The 17,987-nt window shown below is 69.1% G+C and carries 22 protein-coding genes; 13 read left to right on the forward strand and 9 right to left on the reverse strand.

Features of this window, described 5'->3' with window-relative positions; genetic code table 11:
* Nucleotides 1–3: 3 nt before the first annotated feature.
* From ACQPWW_RS29935 to ACQPWW_RS29950, 4 genes are all read left to right on the forward strand, one after another.
* Nucleotides 4–1,410, forward strand: a complete 1,407-nt coding sequence (locus ACQPWW_RS29935) for a TldD/PmbA family protein (protein ID WP_433127145.1) — start codon at nucleotides 4–6, stop codon at nucleotides 1,408–1,410.
* Nucleotides 1,411–1,651: 241 nt separating this feature from the next.
* Nucleotides 1,652–2,458: a hypothetical protein gene (locus tag ACQPWW_RS29940; RefSeq protein WP_433127146.1), complete on the forward strand. Its 807-nt coding sequence runs from the start codon at nucleotides 1,652–1,654 to the stop codon at nucleotides 2,456–2,458.
* A 12-nt stretch (nucleotides 2,459–2,470) separates the two neighbouring features.
* A complete protein-coding gene (locus ACQPWW_RS29945; protein ID WP_433127149.1) occupies nucleotides 2,471–4,399 on the forward strand; it encodes a fumarate reductase/succinate dehydrogenase flavoprotein subunit in 1,929 nt (642 codons plus the stop codon).
* Nucleotides 4,396–5,460, forward strand: a complete 1,065-nt coding sequence (locus ACQPWW_RS29950) for a succinate dehydrogenase/fumarate reductase iron-sulfur subunit (RefSeq protein WP_433127151.1) — start codon at nucleotides 4,396–4,398, stop codon at nucleotides 5,458–5,460. The genes ACQPWW_RS29945 and ACQPWW_RS29950 overlap by 4 nt, the downstream gene beginning before the upstream one ends.
* Nucleotides 5,461–5,552: 92 nt before the next feature.
* Here the strand turns inward: ACQPWW_RS29950 and ACQPWW_RS29955 are convergent, their stop codons facing one another.
* Nucleotides 5,553–6,014 carry a (deoxy)nucleoside triphosphate pyrophosphohydrolase gene (locus ACQPWW_RS29955; RefSeq protein WP_433127154.1) on the reverse strand — a complete coding sequence of 154 codons (462 nt, stop codon included), beginning with the start codon at nucleotides 6,012–6,014 and terminating at the stop codon, nucleotides 5,553–5,555.
* A 183-nt stretch (nucleotides 6,015–6,197) separates the two neighbouring features.
* Here ACQPWW_RS29955 and ACQPWW_RS29960 point away from each other — a divergent pair, with 183 nt between their 5' ends.
* The 3 genes from ACQPWW_RS29960 (at nucleotide 6,198) to ACQPWW_RS29970 (ending at nucleotide 7,880) form a co-directional block, all read left to right on the forward strand.
* Nucleotides 6,198–6,506 (forward strand): 4a-hydroxytetrahydrobiopterin dehydratase, encoded by a 309-nt coding sequence (locus ACQPWW_RS29960; protein WP_433127156.1) that lies wholly within the window; start codon nucleotides 6,198–6,200, stop codon nucleotides 6,504–6,506.
* Between the two features lie 52 nt (nucleotides 6,507–6,558).
* On the forward strand, nucleotides 6,559–6,921 hold the full coding sequence (locus ACQPWW_RS29965) for a PH domain-containing protein (protein ID WP_433127159.1): 363 nt from the start codon (nucleotides 6,559–6,561) through the stop codon (nucleotides 6,919–6,921).
* A 227-nt stretch (nucleotides 6,922–7,148) separates the two neighbouring features.
* Nucleotides 7,149–7,880, forward strand: coding sequence for a class I SAM-dependent methyltransferase (locus ACQPWW_RS29970; protein WP_433127160.1), 732 nt, complete (start codon nucleotides 7,149–7,151; stop codon nucleotides 7,878–7,880).
* 95 nt (nucleotides 7,881–7,975) lie between these two features.
* Here the strand turns inward: ACQPWW_RS29970 and ACQPWW_RS29975 are convergent, their stop codons facing one another.
* A complete protein-coding gene (locus ACQPWW_RS29975; protein WP_433127162.1) occupies nucleotides 7,976–8,302 on the reverse strand; it encodes a zinc finger domain-containing protein in 327 nt (108 codons plus the stop codon).
* Between the two features lie 166 nt (nucleotides 8,303–8,468).
* On the opposite strand from ACQPWW_RS29975, the gene ACQPWW_RS29980 reads away from it, so the two are divergent.
* The gene (locus tag ACQPWW_RS29980) at nucleotides 8,469–9,746 is read left to right on the forward strand and encodes an MFS transporter (protein ID WP_433127164.1); all 1,278 of its coding nucleotides are present in this window, start codon (nucleotides 8,469–8,471) and stop codon (nucleotides 9,744–9,746) included.
* Here the strand turns inward: ACQPWW_RS29980 and ACQPWW_RS29985 are convergent.
* From ACQPWW_RS29985 to ACQPWW_RS29995, 3 genes are read right to left on the reverse strand one after another with little or no spacing between them, the layout of a single operon-like run.
* Nucleotides 9,730–10,173: an SRPBCC family protein gene (locus ACQPWW_RS29985; RefSeq protein ID WP_433127165.1), complete on the reverse strand. Its 444-nt coding sequence runs from the start codon at nucleotides 10,171–10,173 to the stop codon at nucleotides 9,730–9,732. The genes ACQPWW_RS29980 and ACQPWW_RS29985 overlap by 17 nt on opposite strands.
* A gap of 2 nt (nucleotides 10,174–10,175) precedes the next feature.
* Entirely contained in the window at nucleotides 10,176–10,463 is a 288-nt protein-coding gene (locus ACQPWW_RS29990; protein WP_433134670.1) for an ArsR/SmtB family transcription factor, read from the reverse strand.
* Between the two features lie 56 nt (nucleotides 10,464–10,519).
* Complete coding sequence (locus tag ACQPWW_RS29995; protein WP_433127167.1) at nucleotides 10,520–10,978, reverse strand: SRPBCC domain-containing protein; 459 nt, start codon at nucleotides 10,976–10,978, stop codon at nucleotides 10,520–10,522.
* A gap of 115 nt (nucleotides 10,979–11,093) precedes the next feature.
* Here ACQPWW_RS29995 and ACQPWW_RS30000 point away from each other — a divergent pair, with 115 nt between their 5' ends.
* The 3 genes from ACQPWW_RS30000 to ACQPWW_RS30010 all read left to right on the forward strand — a co-directional run bounded on the left by ACQPWW_RS30000 (nucleotide 11,094) and on the right by ACQPWW_RS30010 (nucleotide 13,039).
* A complete protein-coding gene (locus ACQPWW_RS30000; protein WP_433127168.1) occupies nucleotides 11,094–11,471 on the forward strand; it encodes a VOC family protein in 378 nt (125 codons plus the stop codon).
* 392 nt (nucleotides 11,472–11,863) lie between these two features.
* Nucleotides 11,864–12,148, forward strand: coding sequence for a hypothetical protein (locus ACQPWW_RS30005; RefSeq protein WP_433127169.1), 285 nt, complete (start codon nucleotides 11,864–11,866; stop codon nucleotides 12,146–12,148).
* Nucleotides 12,149–12,382: 234 nt separating this feature from the next.
* Complete coding sequence (locus tag ACQPWW_RS30010) at nucleotides 12,383–13,039, forward strand: phosphotransferase (RefSeq protein WP_433127170.1); 657 nt, start codon at nucleotides 12,383–12,385, stop codon at nucleotides 13,037–13,039.
* A 29-nt stretch (nucleotides 13,040–13,068) separates the two neighbouring features.
* Here the strand turns inward: ACQPWW_RS30010 and ACQPWW_RS30015 are convergent, their stop codons facing one another.
* Nucleotides 13,069–13,668: a TetR/AcrR family transcriptional regulator gene (locus tag ACQPWW_RS30015; protein ID WP_433127172.1), complete on the reverse strand. Its 600-nt coding sequence runs from the start codon at nucleotides 13,666–13,668 to the stop codon at nucleotides 13,069–13,071.
* Between the two features lie 93 nt (nucleotides 13,669–13,761).
* On the opposite strand from ACQPWW_RS30015, the gene ACQPWW_RS30020 reads away from it, so the two are divergent.
* Nucleotides 13,762–14,163 (forward strand): nuclear transport factor 2 family protein, encoded by a 402-nt coding sequence (locus ACQPWW_RS30020; RefSeq protein ID WP_433127175.1) that lies wholly within the window; start codon nucleotides 13,762–13,764, stop codon nucleotides 14,161–14,163.
* 110 nt (nucleotides 14,164–14,273) lie between these two features.
* Entirely contained in the window at nucleotides 14,274–14,588 is a 315-nt protein-coding gene (locus tag ACQPWW_RS30025) for a hypothetical protein (protein ID WP_433127178.1), read from the forward strand.
* An 83-nt stretch (nucleotides 14,589–14,671) separates the two neighbouring features.
* Here ACQPWW_RS30025 and ACQPWW_RS30030 read toward each other — a convergent pair whose 3' ends face one another.
* The 3 genes from ACQPWW_RS30030 to ychF form a co-directional block, all read right to left on the reverse strand.
* Nucleotides 14,672–16,279 carry a hypothetical protein gene (locus tag ACQPWW_RS30030; protein ID WP_433127179.1) on the reverse strand — a complete coding sequence of 536 codons (1,608 nt, stop codon included), beginning with the start codon at nucleotides 16,277–16,279 and terminating at the stop codon, nucleotides 14,672–14,674.
* A gap of 52 nt (nucleotides 16,280–16,331) precedes the next feature.
* A complete protein-coding gene (locus ACQPWW_RS30035; protein WP_433127181.1) occupies nucleotides 16,332–16,574 on the reverse strand; it encodes a hypothetical protein in 243 nt (80 codons plus the stop codon).
* 239 nt (nucleotides 16,575–16,813) lie between these two features.
* A complete protein-coding gene (ychF, locus tag ACQPWW_RS30040) occupies nucleotides 16,814–17,899 on the reverse strand; it encodes a redox-regulated ATPase YchF (protein ID WP_433127183.1) in 1,086 nt (361 codons plus the stop codon).
* Nucleotides 17,900–17,987: the final 88 nt, after the last annotated feature.

Below are 17,987 nucleotides of genomic sequence, written 5' to 3' on the forward strand. Positions count from 1 at the left end.
CGCGTGAGCGCGAGGAGCGAGTCGGAGCTGGCCGGGCAGGTCGTCGAGCTGGTCCGCCGCCTGGGTGGGCCGGGGGCGCAGGCCGAGGTGGTGGTGACGCGGGCGGATCTGGCGCTCACCCGGTTCGCCAACTCGGCCATCCACCAGAACGTCGCGGAGTCGACAGTCGGGGTCCGGCTGCGGCTGCACGTGGACGGTCGGACCGCCGCCGGAAGCGGCAGCGTTGTCACCACCGACGGGTTGGGCGCACTTGTCGAGCGCACGCTGGCGGCGGCGCGGCTCTGCCCGCCCGACCCGGGTTGGCCGGGGCTGGCCCCGCCGGCGCCCGCGCCGGCCGCGCCGGGAGTCGACGAGGCCACCGCGCACGCCGAGCCGGATCAGCGGGCCGACCGGGTGGGCGCTTTCGTGGCCGCCGCCGGGGGCTTGAGCACTGCCGGCTACTGCCGCACCGCGCACCGCTCGTCGGCGTTCGCCAACTCGGCCGGGCACACGGCGTCCGGCCGCTCGGCCGAGGCGGCGATGGACGGCATCGCCCGTCGCGACGGCGCGGACGGGGTGGCCCGATGCCACGCCGATCGACTCTCCGACCTCGACGGCGCCGAGCTGGGCGCGCAGGCGGCGGCGAAGGCCCAGGCGGCGGCCGACCCGGTCGAGCTGCCCCCGGGGCGCTACGAGGTGGTGTTCGAGCCGGCCGCGGTGGCGGACCTGTTGCAGAACCTCTCCTTCTACGGCTTCAACGGCAAGCGGTACGCCGAGCGGCAGTCGTTCGCCGAGCCGGGTACCGCCCAGTTCGACCGGGCGTTGACCCTGGTGGACGACCCGCTGGGCGCGTCGGGGTTGCCGTTCGACGCGGAGGGCACCGGCCGACGGGCGCTGACCCTGGTCGAGGCGGGCACCACCCGGGCGGTGGCGCACGACCGGCGGACGGCCGACGCGGCGGGCGCGCAGTCCACGGGGCACGCGGTCGCGGGCGGCGCCACCTGGGGGCCGATGGCCCGCAACCTGCGGCTGTCCGGCGCGACTGCCGACCCGGTCAGCGCGACCGGCCGGAGCACCACCGGTGGGGCGGCCGGCGCGGTGGTCGACGCGGACACCGCGGCGCTGGTCGCCGACGTACGCCGAGGGTTGCTGGTCACCGATCTCTGGTACACCCGGGTGCTCGACCCGAAGAGCCTCGTCGTCACCGGGTTGACCCGCAACGGCGTCTGGCTCATCGAGGACGGCACTGTCGTGCGGGCGGTACGTGACCTGCGGTTCACCGAGTCGTACCCGCTGGCGCTCGGGCCCGGGGCGGTGCTCGGGCTGGGCGCGCGGGCGGTGCGCCAACCGGATCGGGTGGACGGTGTGTGGTGGGCGGCCCCCTCGCTGCGGCTGGCGTCCTGGCACTTCACCGGAGGCGCCTCGGGATGACCGCGGCGGCCCCCCGTTGACCGGCGTATTACGGCATTTCCGCTGGCCAGACACACGGGACACTCCCTTGCGCGGACGGCCCGCAGAGATCGGCGTAACGTGTGTCACTTAGCTGCGTCGGTCGATCCGGCGTGGTCGTTGGTGTGCGCAGGACGTGGCAGCGGGTGCGGGTTCGCCGGTCCGCGTGCCGACCGGAGAAAGAGCAGCCCGCCCGTACGGGCCCGTCGAGGAGACGACTCGAATGACTTCAACGGCAACGAAGCCGCGGGGAGCGCGGGCGCGCGCCGCGATCGCGGCGAAGACGTTGCGTACCGACCGCTGGTGGTTCGCTCCGCTGATCACCGTGATCGGGCTCAGCGCCTGGGTCGCGTACGCGACGGTCCGGGTCTTCATGCACGACTTCTACTGGGTGGACGCGTACCACTACCTGACGCCGTTCTACTCGCCCTGCGTCACGGAGCGGTGTGTCGAGGGCGCCTCGCACTTCGGCCGGTTCCTGCCCGGCTGGTGGATCATCCCGGACGCGGCGTTGACCCTGCCGTTCCTGCTGCTGTTCCGGCTCACCTGCTACTACTACCGCAAGGCCTACTACCGGTCGTTCTGGCTGTCGCCGCCGGCCTGCGCCGTGCCGGACGGCCACAAGGAGTACGCCGGTGAGACCCGCTTCCCGCTGCTCGGTCAGAACCTGCACCGCTACTTCTTCTACGCCGCCGCGATCATCTCGCTGATCAACACCTGGGACGCGATCCTCGCCTTCCACTCGCCCAAGGGCTTCGGCTTCGGGCTGGGCAACATCATCCTGCTGCTCAACGTGGTGATGCTCTGGGCGTACACGATCTCCTGCCACTCCTGCCGGCACATCATCGGCGGCCGGCTCAAGCACTTTTCCAAGCACCCGGTGCGGTACAAGGCCTGGACGGTCGTCTCGGCGTTGAACGTCCGGCACATGCAGCTCGCCTGGATCACCCTCGGCACCCTGGCGCTGGCCGACTTCTACATCATGGCGCTCGCGGCCGGCTGGTTCTCCGACCTGCGGTTCATCAACTAAAGGGCCCCTGACATGACCACTACCACTCGCATCGAACGACACCACTACGACGTCGTCGTCATCGGGGCCGGCGGCGCCGGTCTGCGCGCGGCGATCGAGGCCCGGCTCGCCGGCAAGAAGACCGCGATCATCTCCAAGTCGCTGTTCGGCAAGGCGCACACGGTGATGGCCGAGGGCGGCGCGGCAGCCGCCATGGGTAACGTGAACAGCCGGGACAACTGGCAGGTGCACTTCCGCGACACCATGCGCGGCGGCAAGTTCCTCAACAACTTCCGGATGGCCGAGCTGCACGCGAAGGAGTCGCCGCAGCGGATCTGGGAGTTGGAGACGTACGGCGCGCTCTTCGACCGCACCAAAGACGGCAAGATCTCGCAGCGCAACTTCGGCGGCCACGAGTACCCGCGCCTGGCGCACGTCGGCGACCGGACCGGCCTGGAGCTGATCCGCACCCTCCAGCAGAAGATCGTCTCGCTTCAGCAGGAGGACCAGCGGGAGTTCGGGTCGTACGACGCCCGGATCAAGGTGTTCTCCGAGACCACCATCACCGAGCTGCTGCTCGACGGTGACCGGGTGGCCGGCGCGTTCGGCTACTACCGCGAGTCGGGCGAGTTCATCCTCTTCGAGGCGCCGGCCGTCGTGCTGGCCACCGGCGGTGTCGGACGGTCCTACAAGGTCACCTCGAACTCCTGGGAGTACACCGGGGACGGGCACGCGTTGGCGCTGCGCGCCGGGGCGACGCTGATCAACATGGAGTTCCTCCAGTTCCACCCGACCGGCATGGTCTGGCCGCCCTCGGTGAAGGGCATCCTGGTCACCGAGTCGGTGCGTGGTGACGGTGGCGTCCTGAAGAACTCCGACGGCAAGCGGTTCATGTTCGACTACGTCCCCGACGTCTTCCGCAAGCAGTACGCGGAGACCGAGGAGGAGGCGGACCGCTGGTACACCGACCCGGACAACAACCGGCGCCCGCCGGAGCTGCTGCCCCGTGACGAGGTGGCCCGCGCGATCAACAGCGAGGTCAAGGCCGGTCGGGGCTCCCCCGCCGGTGGCGTCTTCCTGGACATCGCGAGCCGGCGTTCGGCCGACGAGATCCGCCGGCGGCTGCCGTCGATGTACCACCAGTTCAAGGAGCTGGCCGACGTCGACATCACCGCCGAGCCGATGGAGGTCGGGCCGACCTGCCACTACGTGATGGGCGGCGTGGAGGTGGACCCGGACTCGGGTGCCGCCTTCGGCCACGTACGCGGACTGTTCGCCGCCGGTGAGGTCTCCGGCGGTATGCACGGCTCCAACCGGCTGGGCGGCAACTCCCTGTCCGACCTGCTGGTCTTCGGCAAGCGGGCGGGCGGGCACGCGGCCAGCTACGCCGACGGGCTCGCCGCCCGACCGAAGGTGGCGGTGGACGCGGTCGAGGCCGCCGTGGAGACCGCCCTGGCCCCGCTGCAACGGGACACCGGCGAGAGCCCGTACACCCTCCAGCAGGACCTCCAGGCGGTCATGGGGGATCTGGTCGGGATCATCCGCCGGGAGGGCGAGCTGGCCGACGCGTTGCGCAGGCTGGCCGAGCTGCGGGAGCGGGTCGCCAAGGTGAGCGCGTTCGGCGGCCGGCGCTACAACCCGGGCTGGCACCTCGCCCTGGACCTGCGCAACATGCTTGTGGTCTCGGAGTGCACCGCGAAGGCGGCGCTGGAGCGGCAGGAGTCGCGCGGCGGGCACACCCGGGAGGACTATCCGGCGATGGAGCCGAAGTGGCGGCAGGTCAACCTGGTCTGCTCGCTGGACGGCGACAGCGTACGGCTGACCCGTAAGCCGCTGCCGAAGATGCGGCCGGAGCTGATCGGCCTCTTCGACCGTGCGGAGCTGGCGAAGTACCTCACCGACGAGGAGCTGGCCGACTTCGACGCCCTCGTCGCCGACGCTGGAGAGGCGGACAACCGATGAGCGCGAAGCGTCAGTTCCGGATCTGGCGGGGCGACGAGACCGGCGGGGACCTGCAGGACTACATGGTGGAGGTGAACGAGGGCGAGGTGGTCCTCGACGTCATCCACCGCCTCCAGGCCACCGACGCGCCGGACCTCGCCTGCCGGTGGAACTGCAAGGCCGGCAAGTGCGGCTCCTGCTCCATGGAGATCAACGGCAAGCCGCGGCTGGGCTGCATGACCCGGATGTCGACCTTCGGCGACGAGGAGACCGTCACCGTCACCCCGCTGCGGACCTTCCCGGTCATCCGGGACCTGGTCACCGACGTCTCGTTCAACTACGAGAAGGCCCGGGAGACCCCGGCGTTCGCCCCACCGGCGGACGTGGCCCCGGGCGACTACCGGATGCAGCAGGTCGACGTCGAGCGCTCGCAGGAGTTCCGCAAGTGCATCGAGTGCTTCCTGTGCCAGACGGTCTGCCACGTGATCCGTGATCACGACGAGAACAAGCAGGCGTTCTCCGGCCCGCGGTACTTCATCCGCGCGGCCGAGCTGGACATGCACCCGCTGGACGCCCGGACGGACCGCAAGGAGTACGCGCAGGCCGAACAGGGCCTCGGTTTCTGCAACATCACCAAGTGCTGCACCGAGGTCTGCCCCGAGCACATCAAGATCACTGACAACGGGATCATCCCCATGAAGGAACGGGTCGTCGACCGCAGGTACGATCCCCTTGTGTGGCTTGGTAGCAAGATCTTCCGTCGGGGCGAGACTCCCCAGACCAGCGTGACCACCGCCCGTCAGGGCTCGACGACGTCGGGCTCGGCCCGGGCCGGGGTGCACTCGCACGCGGGTGCTTCCCACGACCCGCGGGCCGAGGCGCAGGCGCAGAGTGGCGTGAACTGGGACCGGGAGGTGCCCCACCCGACCGCTCCGGCGGTGGACGACCGGGGCAAGCTGCCGCTGACCGAGCTCACGTTCGACCGGGCAGCCGCGCCGTCGCCGTTCGGTGACGACGTGACCTTCCCGCTGCCTCCGGAGCACCTCAACTTCGCGCACCCGGACCAGGACAAGCAGCACTAGACACCGCAACGAGGGCGGGGGCCGTGGCGATCGCCACGGCCCCCGCCCCGGTTTCCGGCGTTGATCATGAAGTTGCCGTCCGACCAGCCGGATCAGTGTCGGGGGGCTTTGGTGTCGGGGGCTTTCAGGAGGGGACGGAGGGCCGCCACGATGGGGGCGTCGGCGGGGAGCCAGGTGACCGAGTCCAGTTCGTCCGCCGCCAGCCAGCGCAGAGCGGAGTGCTCCAGCGCCTGCGGCTGGTCGTCGCCGAGCAGGTAGGCGGCATACACCTTGAGCACCGAACGGCCGTGCGCCATCCGTACGTTGCGGCCGACCCGATCGCCGATCTCGACGCGTACGGCCAGCTCCTCGGCGCACTCTCGGGCCAGCGCGTCGGTCTCGGCCTCCCCCGGCTCGACCTTCCCGCCGGGAAACTCCCACATTCCGGCCACCTCGGGCGGGGCGGCACGCGCACAGGCCAGCACCCGCCCGTCCCGGATGATCGCCGCACCGACGATCACCTTCAGGTCCCGTCGTTCGGTCTGCCCGCCGCCATTCGCCCGTTCGGTCCGCACGGGCGTCCAGGGTGCCAGATCAATCGGCGGTTTGGGTACCGTAGCCGTCCGCTAGGCCAACAGAACACGGAAGTGTGGGCGTGGACACCCCTTCCGAGCGACGACAGACTAGAGGACACCGACAAGACACGGGATGGCGACGATTTGGCCACGAGCCGACAACGGCGCTTGGGAGGTGCGGTGATGCGCGTGCTGTTCAGCAGCAGGGCCAAGCAGGACTACCTCTCCGACGCGTTGACCTTGCTAGCTGGTTGGACGCGCGAGGGCGAGCAGATCCGACGGACGCTCGCGATCGACGATACCCAACACGCCGCCCTGACTGAACGGGTCAAGGTCGTCGCCGACGCGCTGCACCTGCGCCCCGAGATCAACCGCCTGCCCGACCGTACCCAGATCCGGGTCGGCCACGGCAACGACGAGCCGTTGACCGAGGGTGAGGTCCTGTTGGCCGCCCGCATCGAGGACGCGTACCGGGCCGTCACCGAGTCCTGATGCCTCCTCGCCCCCGCCGGGCGGCTGGCACCGGTTTTCTAGCCTTGGACGCATGGCGAACATCGCGTATGACCGCAAAGAGCAGGTCCAGCAGATCGAGAGCGGCCTCCTCGACGGTGAGCAGATCATCGCCGTCTACGACGCGGTCGGCACCGGCACCGGGTTCATCGGGCTGACGGACCGTCGCGTGATCATCCAGGACCGCTCCTTCGTCGGGAAGCGGTTCGCGATCACCAGCATCCCGTACTCGAAGATCACCAGCATGAGCGTGGTCAGCAACAAGTCCTGGGGTGGCTCGTTCTTCTCCACCGGGGCGATCGCCATCCACGTGGGGACGCACACCTACGAGGTGGAGTTCCGGGGCGCGCAGAAGAGCCACCACGTGCACAACGTGATCCTGCACCACATCTCCTGACCGCCCGACCGTCGCGGCCCGGCAAGGCATATATGCCTTGCCGGGCCGCCGCCGTCTCTGGTCTCCTCGGTCCACGCCACGCGAAGGGAGCAGCCACCATGCCCGACACGACGAAGTCCCCCCGACCGAACGTCACCCGACCTGAGGAATCGAGACTTCGTGAGCAGTTCAGCTCCCCTGACCACGGCGCTGCCGCGCGCCACTGACACCAACCCCGGAGGCCGCTGATGTCGGTCTTCGACGATCCCGGCCTCTTCGGCCGGCTGTGGGCCGCCGGCTACGACGGCCCCGGCAACCCCGACCCGGCGCCGGCGGTGGACTTCCTGGCCGATCTGGCCGACGGGGGTCCGGTTCTCGAGTTGGCGATCGGCACCGGCCGGGTCGCGCTGCCACTGACCGAGCGCGGTCTCACAGTGCACGGCGTCGAGGCGTCCGAGGAGATGCTGGCGCAGCTGCGGGCCAAGCCCGGCGGCGACCAGATCCCCGTCGTCGTCGCCGACATGGCGGACGTACCGGTGTCCGGTGAGTTCCGGCTCGCGTACCTGGTCTTCAACACGCTGTTCAACCTGGTCGACGCCGAGCGGCAGGCGGACTGTTTCCGCAACGTCGCCCGGGTGCTGTCGCCGGGCGGGGCGTTCGTCATCGAGACGTTCGTGCCCGACCCACGCGACTTCGACGCCGACGAGCAGGTGCAGGTCCGTGCCGTCACCGAGGACTCCGCGACGATCCGGCTGCACAGGTACGACCGGCCGGCGCAGCGGTTCATCCGGCAGACGATCACCTTCGACGCCGAGGGTGTGCACCTGAAGCCGTTCGCCATGCGGTACGCCTGGCCACACCAGATCGACGAGATGGCGCGACAGGCAGGGCTTCGGCTCACCGAGCGGTACGCCGACTGGCACCGGCAACCGTTCGACGCGGACAGCAGGGCGCACATCTCCGTCTACCGGGCCGAGTAGCGGCGGTTGATCGACTCCGGTTCCCGCAGGTCAGGGGCACCGACACCCCGCCGTCAAGGAACCGGAGTCGATCTCGTGCGGAACCCGCACGCGGCTCAGCCGAGCGGATCGGGAAGCGGCACCTCTCCCTTTATCGCCTTCTCCACCAACTCGACGCGCTGCTGGTGCAGGACATGGCCGTTGAGCGGTCTGCCCGGCACATTGATGCAGCGCTGGCCGGGCACCGCGTCGCAGACCGGACATCGAAGGAACAGACCACCGGCCGGCACCAGCTCGACGCCCTGAGCCAGCGCCGATCTGCCAATCTTGACAAGCGCCCGGTAGAGATCCTCATCCTGATGCCGTGTCGCGGCGGCAGCCACGTCGTGCATCCCTTCCCAGAACTGCTCGACGGCCCTCGGCTCGTTGATGTCGACGCGCACGGTCACAGATCCCCGCCCGCGGACCCGGCAAACCTTCAGCCGGCACACCCGAGCGTCGATTGACGCCTGCCACCCCAGCGCCATCGACGCTGACTACGCCCTCAGCGGATTCTGCTGTCGGCAGCGTTTGTTGATGCGCGGGGTCCGCGCCGGGTCAGCTGGCTGCATGCAACCAGACACCGCCCGTTTTCCGCGCTCCTCGCCGTACTGGCCGGTGGTCAGTCACCCACAGCTGCGGCGTGTCCTACCCGGGCTCGCCGTCTCCGCGTTGGGCGACGGCATGGCGGTGGTGGCGGTGACGTGGCTGGCCATCCACCTCGCCCCGCACGATCAGCGCGGCACCTGGATCGCCGTGGCCATGGCGGCGTACACCCTGCCCAGCGCGGCCGGGACTGTCGTCTTCGGCCGGTTGCTGCGCGGGCGCGGCGGCGCGCAACTCGCCGGGTGGGACGCGATCCTGCGGGCCTCCGCACTCGCGGCGATCCCCCTGGCCCACCTCGCCGGTGTGCTCACCATCGGGCTGTACGTGGTCCTGCTGGCCGCCTCGGCGCTTCTGCACTCGTGGGGTTCCGCCGGCCGGTTCACACTGATCGCCGAACTGCTGCCGCAGCGCCACCACCTACCCGCCAACGCGGTGCTCAGCACCATCGCCGGGTTCGCCACCATCGTCGGCCCGCCACTGGCGGGCATCCTGATCAGCTGGGCGGGGCCGGTGTGGGTCATCGCCATCGACGCCGCGACCTTCGCCGCACTGGCCCTCACGTACCGCCTCGCCCTTCCCACCAGCGGCGGGCCCGCACGGTCCGAGGGCGGCGCTTCGCGAACGGCCGGCCTCACTGTCATCCGCCGCGACCCCGCCCTGCTCGGCCTGCTGGTGCTGAGCCTCGGCTTCTTCTTCCTCTTCGGCCCGGTGTACGTGGCGATGCCGATCCACGTCACCGACGACCTGCACTCCTCCGCGACGCTGCTCGGCGCCTACTACACCGCGTTCGGCGTCGGCGGTCTCGCCGGAGGTCTGGCCGCCGGTTATCTTCGCCGCTGGCCACTGCGGGTCACCACCATCGGCATCGTCGTCGGGTTCGGCGTCGCCATGCTGCCGCTCGGCCTGGGCGCACCCGTCGGCGTGTCGTTGCCGGCGTTCGCCGTGGCGGGCCTCATCTGGGCGCCGTACATGTCCACCTCGATGGCGCTGTTCCAGCGCAGCACGTCGACGGCTCAGCTGCCCGCGGTGCTTGCCGCGAACGGTGCGATCCTCGTGCTGGCGGTGCCGCTGGGCACCATGCTGGGTGGGCCACTTGTGGGTGCCATCGGTCCCCGACCGACGCTGCTGCTCTGCGCCGTGGCGATCGTGGCCCTCGGCCTGGTCGCCGGGGGGTTCGCGATCTCCCGTCGGAGCTCGCGAACCCCCGATCCGGCCGTCACCGAGGTCAGTGCCCGTCGCTGATCTGGACGTCGTCCGGCGCCGGCCGGCCGTGCCCGGTCTCGACAAGCGCCTTGAGGCTGAGCAGGAACGTCGCCCACTTGGTGCTGCACTGGTGCATCAGCTCGGTCGGCTCGCGCCAGCCCTCGTGCGTGAACTGGACGACAGTGAAATCGCCACGCTGGTCGAGACGCCAGCCGATCTCGGTGCCAATCCATTCCGTCGGGCCGTCGGCGACCCGCCACCGCACCCGGCCGGCCGGGTCCAGCTCAAGGATCTCCAGGTCGAACCCGGGGTCGTCGCCGAACCGGACGGCCAACCGGCCGCCCACCTCGCTCTTGCCGGTCGTGTCGACCGACCACCAGCCGGCAACGCCCTCGGGAGTTGCCACCGTTCGGTAGACGTCGTCGAGCGGAGCGACGACGCCGACCTGATGCAGGATGTCGACCATTGTCATTCCCCTTCGTTGTGGTGGTTGCGCTCGATCGCCTCGGCGATCCGCTTGATTCGGCGAAGCCGGGCGTCCCAGGTGGAGCCCACCGCCGACAACTGCGCGACGGCGCGGGCGAGTTGCGCCTCGTCGACCTGGTAATGACGCTCGCGACCGGCCGACTCGGCGTGGATCAGCCCGACCCGGTCCAGGACGGCCAGATGCTTCGAGACGGCCTGCCGGGTGACGGGTAGCCGCCTGCTCAGCGACGTCGCGGTGCCCGGCCCGTCGGAGAGCAGAAGATCGATCATCGTACGACGGGTGGGGTCACCGATGGCCGACCACAGCTCGTCGTCGACAGCGGCGCTCACGGCGTGGCGACCAGCCGTGCGACGTACCCGCCCAGTCGGGGCAGGTAGTGGTCCCAACCGTTCTCGTGGTCCTGGTACTGCGCCTCCAGGACCGCGATCTCCCAGCCCATCTCGCGGAACCCGGTCTCGGTCATCCGGATCTGCGTCCCCGTGCCGGCGGGGATCAGGTCGAAGGTGACAAGCAGCGCCGGCCCACTCCGGTCCGGCTCGGTGAAGCACCACCGGAAGGAGAACCGCTTCGGCGGGTCGACCTCGACGACGGCGAGCGCGACGGTCGTCGTCTCGCCGGTGTCCGCGTTGCGCCACACCAGTTCGCCGGGTGCGCCGGCGACCGACTCGAACCGCGCGTCGTCGGGCCACCACTCCCGCATGTGCTCGGGCTGACTGACCACCTCGAAGACGACCTCTGGGGACGCGTTGACGTGAATGTCGCGTTCGATAGTTCCCTGCTCCATGTGCCTCCACCTTTCGCAACCTTTGGTTGCACTTAACCTACGACAGCGTGCGCCGATCGCGCAACCTTTCGTTGCATGTCACGGTTCCGTCGTACCCGTCGTGCACGATCGGCACATGTCCGAACCCTCGCCGCACCGACACCACGCCATCGACTACATCGAGCTCACGGTGACCAACCTCGCCGAGGCCAAGCGCTTCTACGCCGACGCGTTCGGCTGGCAGTTCAACGACTACGGGCCGGAGTACGCCGGCATCCGCAGCAGCACCCACGGCGACGACGCACCAGAGGTGGGCGGTCTCCGTCTGGACCAGGAGGTTCGACCCGGCGGCCCACTCGTGCTGCTCTACTCCGCCGACCTGGACCGGTCCGTGCAGGCCGTGCGGGAGGCCGGTGGCCAGGTGGTGAACGGGCCCTACGCGTTCCCCGGCGGCCGGCGCTTCCACTTTACCGACCCCAGCGGCAACGAACTGGGCGCCTGGGCCGAACAGTAGGCCGACGACCGCCCCGCTGAGACCTCGTTGTGTCGACGGGTCGCTGATCCTCAGCGCCGGCGGGCGCGCAGGACGCCGGTCAGCATCGGCACTGTGGCGTACGACCAGGGATCGGGTCACCGCACAAAGGCGAGAACGACGCGGCCCATTTACCTTGGCCGACCGACCAAACTCCTGGTCAAGCCACGTATATCTATCCGTTACCACTGGCGGACTTCGCAGTGACCGCGACAGCTATACGGTCCAGCCCAGAGCCTACGGATATGGAGAAATCTATGCGGAAAGCAACGTCGAGGAGACTCGCAGCGGCGGGTGGCGCACTTACGCTGGCGTTTGCCGGCATTCTTCCGATCGCGACCCCGGGAGCTGCGGCGGCCCGGCACGCTCCGGGCGTGTCGTCGTACGAGACGACCGGCGTACCGACGGAGGTCGGAACGATGGCCTCCTGCTCGGACTGGACGCCGCACATCAGGCGGGTCATCGTCGGCAGCGCAGCGGTGCACACCAGCTATTCGGGGTCATCCTCGGTGATAGCCCACTGGAAGTCCAAGACGCTCTTCCGTATCGACAAGCGTTGCGTGAACGATGCTGGAAACCTGTGGTGGCACTCCGACTGCTGCACCGGCGTAAAGGGCTGGATCTGGAACGACTACACCGAGTTCGCCCACTACAACTAATCGCCCCAGCAATGCCGACAAGAATGGCGCGGTGAGGTGGTGGGCGACAAGGTGCAGCGTCCTACCGGACTCCGGCCTTGTCGCCCCACCGCGTCATCCCCCGAGGCGGTCATTCGACAGGCTGGGCGTCTGGGCCGAGCAGTAGGGAGCGCTGATCGCAGGCACGGCTGCCAAGCGCGCCGACCCTTCCCGACGGCATCGGCGGCGGATGACCACTTCGGTTACCGTCGGGCCGTGGTGGATCCGGTTCCGCTGGCGTCGGGGCGAGACGCCGACGTCTTCGCCATCGACGATCGGCGTGTCCTTCGCCGCTACCGCAACGGTGGAGACGTGGCCGCGGAGGCGGCGGTCATGGCGTACGTGCGAAGTCTGGGTTTTCCCGTGCCCACCGTGTACGAGGCGCGCGGGACCGATCTCGTGATGGAACGCCTGGACGGGCGCACCATGCTGTCGGCGCTCATCGCCGGGGAGCTCGACGCTCTGGCGGCGGCCGACTGCCTGGCGGATCTGCATCGCCGACTTCACGCGTTGCCTCCCCGTCTCGGTCAACGCGACGGCGACCGGATCCTGCACCTCGACCTGCACCCGGACAACGTCATGCTGACGACCCGGGGGCCGGTGCTCATCGACTGGCGCAACGCCACCGAGGGACCGGCAGAGCTCGATGTCGCGCTGTCCGCTGTCATCCTCGCCCAGGTGGCTGTCGACTGTGAACATCCGCTGGCGTCGCCGGCCGCAACGCTGTTGGACGCCTTCCTGGACTGCGTCGGTGGCAGCCTGCTGACCGTGCTGGACCGCGCCCTGGCGGTACGCCGGAACGATCCGGCACTCACCGCCGGTGAGCGGGACCGGCTCGACGCCGCTGCCGTCCTCATCACCGCCCACTGGTGAGGCCCCAGCGGGGTTGGTGACGTTCGGTCTCAGCTGACAGTGCCGTCCCGTTCCACCTCGACACCGCTGCGCAGCAGTCCGACGAGCCGCTGGGCGTGTGCCACGTCGGTGCCACTGAGAGCGGCACCGCTGGCGATGGCGAGCAGATCAGCCACGGTGAGGTCGGGCCGCACGGCGTTCACGTCCTGCGCCCGGCGCAGCAGCTTGGTCGCTGTGGAGCGCATCGACTCATGCCACTTGTCGAACAGCCGGGTCCGGTGGGCGCCGGGGCCTTCGGTGGCGGCAAGGGCGAGCGCGCGTTTCGTCGCGACATGGACGACGAATGCGTCCAGCCAGGTGAAGAGCGCGTCCGCCGGCCGCGGGTCGCCGAGCAGGTCGGCGCCCTGGCGGCACAGCGCCGCCACTTCGTCGGCATAGACGGCGACGAGCAGGTCGCCCCGGGTTGGGAAGTGCCGGTAGAGGGTTGCGTTGCCGACACCGGCCTTTCGCGCCACCTCGTCGAGGACGACCTCGGACCCGGACTTGTCGACGAGTTCCCGCGCCGCGGCGAGCAGCCGCTCGACGTTGCGTGCGGCGTCCGCCCTACGCCCACGCCCGGGAACCGTCGAGTTGTCAGCATTCAACGCCATCCAGCACTCCAGGTCTTGCCAATCGGGGAGGTCCCCGCTTAACGTACCAAGCCTAAGCGGGGAACTCCCCGATTCGGGCCACTGGAGGATGCGATGAGACTGACCGCCGAGGACCGCACGGCGATCACGGACCTGATCAACCGGCACGGCCACCTGACCGACAGCGGCGATTTCGACCGGATGCCGGAACTGTTCACCGCCGACGTGGCCTACGACGTCACGGACCTTGGAGGTGGCGTGCCCACCGGGCTCGCAACGCTCAGGGACGCCGCGCTCGCCCTGGGTGAGGGGAATCCCGTCGGTCACCACGTCACCAACATCGTGCTCACCGGAGTAGCCGACGACCGCGTCCACGCACTGTCGAAGGGCATCGGCATCTACGCCGACGGCACCGCCGGCAGCGTGACCTATGAGGACACGATCGTGCGCGGCGACGACGGGTGGCGCATCAGCCAGCGCACGGTCCGCGCCCGGCGGGTCCCCCTGACGCGCTGACCGCTCCCTCGGGCCGGTTCGGCCTGGCACCCGCAAAACCCTTGTCCAAGCACCGAAGCAGGCAACTAGGCTCCGGTCGAGGTACGCCAGAAGGGCCTGGGGGAACGGCAATGATAATTGTGAAGTTCGATGAAAGTCGAGAATGGTACATCCAGGGAGGCGTCTTCGAAGACATCGTCGATTCCGCACCCGCCGGAATGCTCCACGACGATGACCTGGCCGAGCACCTGTGGCCCGGCCGGGCGATGGGCTGGCTGAATGTCCGCGACATGGAACCGGGTCGAGCGCGGCGCATCATCGCCGCCTTGAGTGCGGGTGTGGTCGGCCAACTGCGGACGGTCGATCAGAGCAACAACAAGCTTGTCGAGTTCTACGAAGGTCTGCTGAAGACCGCCGGCGACGCCCGCGAGAGCTTCCCACAGTGAACAACCCTCGCACCCGGCCGGTCACTTAGCTGGGTCAGGCCTGGGGGATCTACGCAAGCTACGGGCATCTATCCGTGCAGGGTCTACAGTGGCCCTCCGACGGGAGCTGCGGGCGAAGTGGGCCGGTTTGAGGCTATGTGCCAGCAGGCATCGCGTGCATCGGTCAGCTGTTCGGGGGTGATGCCCTCAAGGGTTCTGGAGAGTTGGCCGGCTCGTTGGCGCATCGCTGTGTTGACCTGGTGGGTGCCGGCCTGGGTGAGGCGCACGAGAATCGGGGCTGCGGACACGGTGCTCGCCGAGCCTTGCACGATGCCAGCCCGCTCGGCTTCTGCGACGAGCTCGGAGAGGTCTGCGTCGGGGCCCAGGACCAGTTCTTCCAGCGGCCTGCCGTCGTCGTGTGTAACGAGCTGGCCGAGGATTTGGGTCATCGGGTCGGCGATGGTGGTGCGTAGGCTTTGGAGCAACGGGTCCAGCATGATCGCGGCGGTCTGTAGCGCGAAGAGCGTTTCGGTTTCGCGGATCTGCTCGGGTTGCAGCGTCGCGGCGGCCGCGTGTCGGACGTCGGGTGCGTAGAGATAGCCGACGTCGTCGCGGGCCAGGGAAAGGCGTGGCAGGCGCGCTATCCGATGGTATGTCCAGTTGGAGATCGTCGTCAGGCAGGCGTGGCGGACTACCGCCATCTGATCGGGGCTTAGCCCACGCAGCAGCGGTGCGAGCTGGCCATGCTGCCAGAGCGGGAAGTTCCGTTCATGGTGGCATTGCGGTGGCAGGGCACTGGCCACCGCGTTCACGGCGAGCGACGCCGCATTGATCGCAAGCAGCGTCTCGCAGCTGACGATGTGTTCGAGTCCAGCGAAGGCCGGTACCAGCTCGCGTACCCTCGCCGGGTCCAGGCCGCGATCGGCCGCAGACGTCGGTGGCGAGGTCTTCTCGGGTAACGGGGACGGCATGTCGGTAGCGGTTTGCCAGACGACGCTGACGAACCAGTTCGATGGCTGCTGACCCGGTTTGCGCATCTCGTGATAGAGCGAGACGCTGCCGCAGTCCCGTCCCCGTCTCAACGAGTACCTGACCATGCATGTCGTGTCGACGTAGTCGGCGACCTCGGCCGCGGCGACGCTGCCGAGCTCACACCCAAAGGTCCGCAGCTGCTGTGGGTATTCGATGAACGGCCGGCCTGGACGCCGCCACGCGGCGTGTTCCCAGGTGCCGTCGCGGGCCTGCTGAGCGAGTACGAGCGTGGCTTCCTGCGGAATTGGGAAGCTGGCGGGAAAGCGTGGGGGCAGTCCCCCGTCCAGTTCGGTCAGGCCCGTCGTGGTGCCGTAGAAGATGTCGGCCTGGGCGTCATAGTCGTAGGGCGGCTGTGGTGGCCTCCTGGGCTCAAGTCGACCGTCGATGTCGGCCGCGTCGAGCTCATCAAGGACGATCCGGACGACGTGCTCGGCGTACTGACTTTCGTCCTTGAGGTCCAGACGAAACACCGGAACGGTGTGCTCCATATGTACCGTGCACCAACTCGGCAGCGGGGCCTCGGGGTCGTCCGGATGCGGTATCCGGCCAACCGCCCGAACCGCACGCTGCAGCGCTGCGACGCCAGCGGCCTGATCCGTGGTGTCGTGCAACGCGAGGGTCACCGCGGAGCAGTGCTCAGCAACGTAGGCGATGAGGTCCGCCTCGTCATAGCGCAGCATCGAGCGATGCTTTCACGCCCACCGCAAGCAGACATCCCCACCACCGCCAGGGCTACGGTCGCGCGTCCGACTGCTGCGCTACGTCGCGCCGTCGCAGTTCGAAACGTGTCAGCCAAGCAAGCCCAACAAGCGATGCGAGCAGGATCCAGCCGACGGGGTTCGTCGGGGCGATTACCAGGGCGGCGACAGCGCCGACCGCACCGACTGCGCCAAAGAGCCACATCGTGCGCAGCGGCATCTCCCGAGGGGGCTGCGGCTCGCGCCCAGCAGGCGAGGTGGAGTCGTCGGCGGTCATGCGCTGATCTTTGCTGTGGCCGTGTGCCTCGTCAACAGCACTGAGCTGCCGAGACCTCTTCGGTGCGAACGAATCACCAGCCGCCAGCAGCAGGGCTGAGCTGTCCGCACGGTCCACCTGAGTCCACGAATGTCCGGCGGAAGAACGCACCCGCCGCGCCGCCGATGACGCGTGGGGTTGTGCCCCCGACGCGCCCCGGACGACGACTCGACCACCTGGCCTACGAGAACAGGCCGGATTCAGACGTTGAAGCGGAACTCCACAACGTCGCCGTCCTGCATGACGTACTCCTTGCCCTCGATGCGGACCTTGCCCGCCGCCTTGGCCGCCGCCATCGAACCGTGCTCGACCAGGTCGTGGTAGGAGACCACCTCGGCCTTGATGAAACCGCGCTGGAAGTCGCTGTGGATGACACCCGCGGCCTCCGGCGCGGTGGCGCCGACCGGGACGGTCCAGGCGCGTGCTTCCTTGGGGCCGGCCGTGAGGTACGTCTGGAGGCCGAGGGTGCGGAAGCCGACCCGGACGAGCTGGTTGAGGCCGGGCTCGTTCTGCCCGATCGACTCCAGCAGCTCGCGGGCCTCGTCCTCCGGGAGGTCCACCAACTCGGATTCGATCTTGGCATCCATGAAGACGGCCTCGGCGGGAGCGACAAGGGCGCGCAGCTCGTCGAGGAACGCCTCATTGGCCAGCTCAGCCTCGTCGACGTTGAAGACGTACAGGAAGGGCTTGGTGGTGAGCAGGTGCAGCTCGCGCAGGTGCTCCAGCTCGATCTTGGCGGCGGCCGCCCCGGAGTAGAGGGTGGTGCCGCCGTCGAGCACCTCGATGGCGGCCTTCGCGGCAGCGACCGCGGCGGCCCGGTCCTTGCGGAGCTTGGCTTCCTTCTCCAACCGGGGCAGCGCCTTGTCCAGGGTCTGCAGGTCGGCGAGGATCAGCTCAGTGTTGATCGTCTCGATGTCGTCGGCCGGGGAGATCTTGCCGTCGACGTGCACCACGTTCGGGTCGGAGAAGGCCCGGACCACCTGGCAGATCGCCGACGCGTCCCGGATGTTGGCCAGGAAGGCGTTGCCCCGGCCCTGCCCCTTCGACGCGCCGCGGACCAGGCCGGCGATGTCGACGAACGACACCGGAGCCGGCAGCACCTTCTGCGACGAGAAGATCTCGGCCAGCTTGCCCAGCCGCTCGTCGGGGAGCCCGACCACGCCGACGTTGGGCTCGATGGTGGCGAACGGGTAGTTCGCCGCCAGCACGTCGTTCTTGGTCAACGCGTTGAAAAGCGTGCTCTTGCCGACGTTGGGCAGGCCGACGATGCCGATGGAGAGACTCACGACCAGCCAGCTTACGCGGGTGCCGACCGGGCCGGCCCACGCGGCTCCGCATCGCCGGGCCGAGGGCGCGACCGCCGCCCGTGGCCGG

It is taken from the genome of Micromonospora sp. CA-240977, assembly GCF_050942285.1.
Lineage (GTDB): Bacteria > Actinomycetota > Actinomycetes > Mycobacteriales > Micromonosporaceae > Micromonospora.

Coding starts and splice junctions, on each gene's coding strand:
- ACQPWW_RS29940 (WP_433127146.1), top strand. CDS start 1,652: ATGACTTCAACGGCAACGAAGCCGCGGGGAGCGCGGGCGCGCGCCGCG.
- ACQPWW_RS30020 (WP_433127175.1), top strand. CDS start 13,762: ATGAGACTGACCGCCGAGGACCGCACGGCGATCACGGACCTGATCAAC.
- ACQPWW_RS30015 (WP_433127172.1), bottom strand. CDS start 13,668: ATGGCGTTGAATGCTGACAACTCGACGGTTCCCGGGCGTGGGCGTAGG.
- ACQPWW_RS30025 (WP_433127178.1), top strand. CDS start 14,274: ATGATAATTGTGAAGTTCGATGAAAGTCGAGAATGGTACATCCAGGGA.
- ACQPWW_RS29980 (WP_433127164.1), top strand. CDS start 8,469: ATGCAACCAGACACCGCCCGTTTTCCGCGCTCCTCGCCGTACTGGCCG.
- ACQPWW_RS29970 (WP_433127160.1), top strand. CDS start 7,149: ATGTCGGTCTTCGACGATCCCGGCCTCTTCGGCCGGCTGTGGGCCGCC.
- ACQPWW_RS29985 (WP_433127165.1), bottom strand. CDS start 10,173: ATGGTCGACATCCTGCATCAGGTCGGCGTCGTCGCTCCGCTCGACGAC.
- ACQPWW_RS30000 (WP_433127168.1), top strand. CDS start 11,094: ATGTCCGAACCCTCGCCGCACCGACACCACGCCATCGACTACATCGAG.
- ACQPWW_RS29945 (WP_433127149.1), top strand. CDS start 2,471: ATGACCACTACCACTCGCATCGAACGACACCACTACGACGTCGTCGTC.
- ACQPWW_RS30030 (WP_433127179.1), bottom strand. CDS start 16,279: ATGCTGCGCTATGACGAGGCGGACCTCATCGCCTACGTTGCTGAGCAC.
- ACQPWW_RS29960 (WP_433127156.1), top strand. CDS start 6,198: ATGCGCGTGCTGTTCAGCAGCAGGGCCAAGCAGGACTACCTCTCCGAC.
- ACQPWW_RS29995 (WP_433127167.1), bottom strand. CDS start 10,978: ATGGAGCAGGGAACTATCGAACGCGACATTCACGTCAACGCGTCCCCA.
- ACQPWW_RS29965 (WP_433127159.1), top strand. CDS start 6,559: ATGGCGAACATCGCGTATGACCGCAAAGAGCAGGTCCAGCAGATCGAG.
- ACQPWW_RS30035 (WP_433127181.1), bottom strand. CDS start 16,574: ATGACCGCCGACGACTCCACCTCGCCTGCTGGGCGCGAGCCGCAGCCC.
- ACQPWW_RS29950 (WP_433127151.1), top strand. CDS start 4,396: ATGAGCGCGAAGCGTCAGTTCCGGATCTGGCGGGGCGACGAGACCGGC.
- ACQPWW_RS29990 (WP_433134670.1), bottom strand. CDS start 10,463: ATGATCGATCTTCTGCTCTCCGACGGGCCGGGCACCGCGACGTCGCTG.